Here is a 3127-nt window from a genome sequence, read left to right on the forward strand (position 1 = left end):
AAATAATACAATAGACAAAATTTTTTATACCTGTTATCTAACTGAAAATATTTAATTTAATCTTAAAATATTAGTAGATCTTAAAACTATATTTTGGTATTACAAAATAAATATAATATTTTTATTTGATTGTATGATTTATGCCTTTTTTAGTAAAGTTAGTAATAATTTTTGGCTTTGTTTAATACTTGCAAATTTGCTTAAAATTGTCCTTTGTTTTTACTAATTTTTCTTATTTTTATATTATGAAAATTTATTTTCTTAAGTATATTTCATCGGTATCAATTTCAACTAAACAAATAATCAAATTTATAATTTAGTTCCAGTAAAGCTCATAACATATTTAAGACCTTTTTAGCGGCTTTTACACCTTCATGCCATAATTTATGTCTTTTTAATACATATTTAGCATCAATTTTTCCACCAAACATAGCACCTAAAAGTGCTCTATTAGTCTTAAAAACAAAAGCAAATAAATGTATAAATATCCAAAAAATCATTAAAAACATTCCAATATTATGTAGTAATGCTACTAAAAATATAGAGTTTTCACTAATTGAAATTCCTGCTAAATTTTTATAAGTTTTAATAAGCCCTGTAATAATCAAAACAGCCATAATAATTACAAGTCCTAAATACGCAAGGCGTTGTTCTGGTAGGTATTTTTCGCAAGGTTCTTCTTCTTTGTTAAAAATTATTGCATAGATTAATTTTATGCTTTTTTTAATATCACCTTTTTTTGGAAGCATTGAAAAATCTTTGCGTAAAATATAATATGTAATATGCAAAAACACAAAAAATATCAAGCTAATACTAAAAATATAATGAATCATCAAACTAATATAATAATCCACACTCCAAGACATTAAAGGTAGTTTATAAATCATATATCTTTTTGCGACAGGCATTTGCAAAATACCACTAAAAATCAACGCAAAAACACTAATCATTATTCCTAAATGAGTTATTTGATTAAATATACTTTGTCTTTTAATTTTCATTTTTTTTCCTTAGTAAAACACCTGCTAAAACACCTGCAATCGGGCTTAATAAAACACTTTTAATAATTTTGTCATTATTGGTTATTTTGTTATTTATATCTACTTTCATATGTGCTATTCCTTGGGTGTTGTTTGCGTGTTTTTTGCTTATTGCTTCTTGAATTTTTTCAAATGAAATCGGTGATACATAAAAAGTTGCAGTTCCGCCGTTTTGTTTATCTCCGTAAATATATGTGCCATCATCTTTGGCTAAATCTTTATATTCTTGTGCCTTTTTTAGGGCTAGTAATTTTATTTTTTCCTTATTTGCATATATCATTGCGTTTTTAGGACAAGCACTCACACAAGCAGGAATGCTAATATCAGCACATAAATCGCATTTATACATAACTCCACCACCTGCTAATTTAGGTGCTATTTTAAGATAAACTCCAACTCCTGCTTGTCGTTGTGGTATGTGCCAAGGGCAAACATCTTTACATTTTGCTCCACCAAAACAAACATTAGGATTAATTTTAACCGCTGAATTATCTTTGCTAATTGCTCCAAAAGGGCATATTTTAAGGCAAGTTGGGTCATCACAATGCATACAATGTCTTGGGATATTTATATTTTTATCATCTATGTTTAATTTTTCAACATAGATGAAATTATAAGGATTTAGCCTATTAATCTCATCTTTTTTGTCTTGATAATCTTCATAAAATTTTTGTGGATAATAATTTGGTATTTTGCTAATTGGTTTAGGAAAAACATCTTTATTTTTTAATTTACAAGCACTTACGCATAAAGATGTTGCTAAATTAGCACAGCCATCGCAAAAGCTTAAATCAATTAGTTTTGCCATTTTTTCTTGATTAGTATTCGCAAAAACCTTGCTTACACTAGCAATTCCTGCGATTTTTAAAAAATTTCTTCTATCTAAACTCATAATATTCCTTTTTTTGATAAAGTATAAGAGTTTTTAAAAATTATGTATGTGATAAAGTTACAATGAAAAAGATTGAAGATTTTTTAAATTCTATATTTACAAATAATGAGCTAATTAAAAAATGTTTAGAAAAAGGTCTTTTTAAGACTTATAAAAAAGGCGATGATTTATGGGATTGTCAAGGGCTTATATTTATAATTGATGGAAGTATTAAGATATTTATTGATAATGGCATTAGAAAGATTGATATTTTTAATTTATCAAATGATGAATATTGCTTATTATCAGCTTCTTGCGTGCTAAATAATATTAGTTTTAATGTTAATATTGAGTTTGTAAAAAACACTAATGTTTGGGTAATTCCTAGCAAAGATTTAGAAGAATTAAGCGAAAAATATTTAGAATTTAAACAGCTAAAATTAGACATTATTTCTAAAAGACTTAGCGAAATTATGCAATTTTTAGAAGATTTTGCTTTTATGCCGCTTTCAAATCGTGTTTTAAAATATATAAAAGATAGTGCAAGTAATAATGAATTAAAAATTACTCACGAAGAATTAGCAAGAGTAGTAGGTAGCTCAAGAGAAAGTATTTCAAGGGTTTTAAAAGAGTTGAAAAATGATAATAAAATCTTGTTAAAACGAGGTGCTATTATTGTTTGTACTTAAAGAATTTAAAACAGGAGTTTAAAATAAATCTTAGATATTGCTAGATTTAAAATTTAAATTTCAAATTCAAATTCTTTAAAATTAAATTATATTTCTAATTGCAATACTAAAAATAAAGTTATTTAAAATAATTTGAAATAGAATTTTGGTTTTTTTATAAATATTTATATTATAAACTTCATCTATAAATCCTAATAACGATAAACTCCACCAAACTCTTATTTCCCAAGTATTTTCAACAATCAATTACCATTGGTCTATTTCAAATAACTTAAAAACTTTTTCACATTTTTTTCATTTTTTTCAATTTTTTTAAAAAATATTTTCATATTTAAGAATACTTTAAGTTTTGCTGTATATAATTCAGGCTTTCGTTTGCATAACTTCAGTTATCAAACTTGTTATTTTAAATAGTTTTATTGTTAATTTTAAATATATCAATTATTTCAACGTCAATCTTTGATATCTAAACAAGTGATCAAGAGCCATTTAAAACTTTCTTATATATAAGTTTTAAATCATTCACT

3 protein-coding genes are annotated in these 3127 nt (G+C 24.8%); 1 reads left to right on the forward strand and 2 read right to left on the reverse strand.

The window, feature by feature from the left end; all coding sequences use genetic code 11:
* Nucleotides 1–332: 332 nt before the first annotated feature.
* Together KJQ97_RS09060 and KJQ97_RS09065 are read right to left on the reverse strand one after the other, a co-directional pair.
* Nucleotides 333–1001 carry a cytochrome b/b6 domain-containing protein gene (locus KJQ97_RS09060; protein ID WP_214120641.1) on the reverse strand — a complete coding sequence of 223 codons (669 nt, stop codon included), beginning with the start codon at nt 999–1001 and terminating at the stop codon, nt 333–335.
* On the reverse strand, nt 991–1932 hold the full coding sequence (locus KJQ97_RS09065) for a 4Fe-4S dicluster domain-containing protein (RefSeq protein WP_214120642.1): 942 nt from the start codon (nt 1930–1932) through the stop codon (nt 991–993). The genes KJQ97_RS09060 and KJQ97_RS09065 overlap by 11 nt, the downstream gene beginning before the upstream one ends.
* 62 nt (nt 1933–1994) lie before the next feature.
* Between KJQ97_RS09065 and KJQ97_RS09070 the strand changes: the two genes are divergently transcribed.
* Nucleotides 1995–2600: a Crp/Fnr family transcriptional regulator gene (locus KJQ97_RS09070; protein WP_214120643.1), complete on the forward strand. Its 606-nt coding sequence runs from the start codon at nt 1995–1997 to the stop codon at nt 2598–2600.
* Nucleotides 2601–3127: the final 527 nt, after the last annotated feature.

Origin of the sequence: Campylobacter sp. 2018MI01 (assembly GCF_018501205.1) — a bacterium.
In the GTDB taxonomy this organism is placed as follows: Bacteria; Campylobacterota; Campylobacteria; order Campylobacterales; family Campylobacteraceae; genus Campylobacter_E.

What these genes read in the sequence shown, in the direction of transcription:
- KJQ97_RS09060 (WP_214120641.1), bottom strand. Translation starts at nt 1,001, where the DNA reads ATGAAAATTAAAAGACAAAGTATATTTAATCAAATAACTCATTTAGGA.
- KJQ97_RS09065 (WP_214120642.1), bottom strand. Translation starts at nt 1,932, where the DNA reads ATGAGTTTAGATAGAAGAAATTTTTTAAAAATCGCAGGAATTGCTAGT.
- KJQ97_RS09070 (WP_214120643.1), top strand. Translation starts at nt 1,995, where the DNA reads ATGAAAAAGATTGAAGATTTTTTAAATTCTATATTTACAAATAATGAG.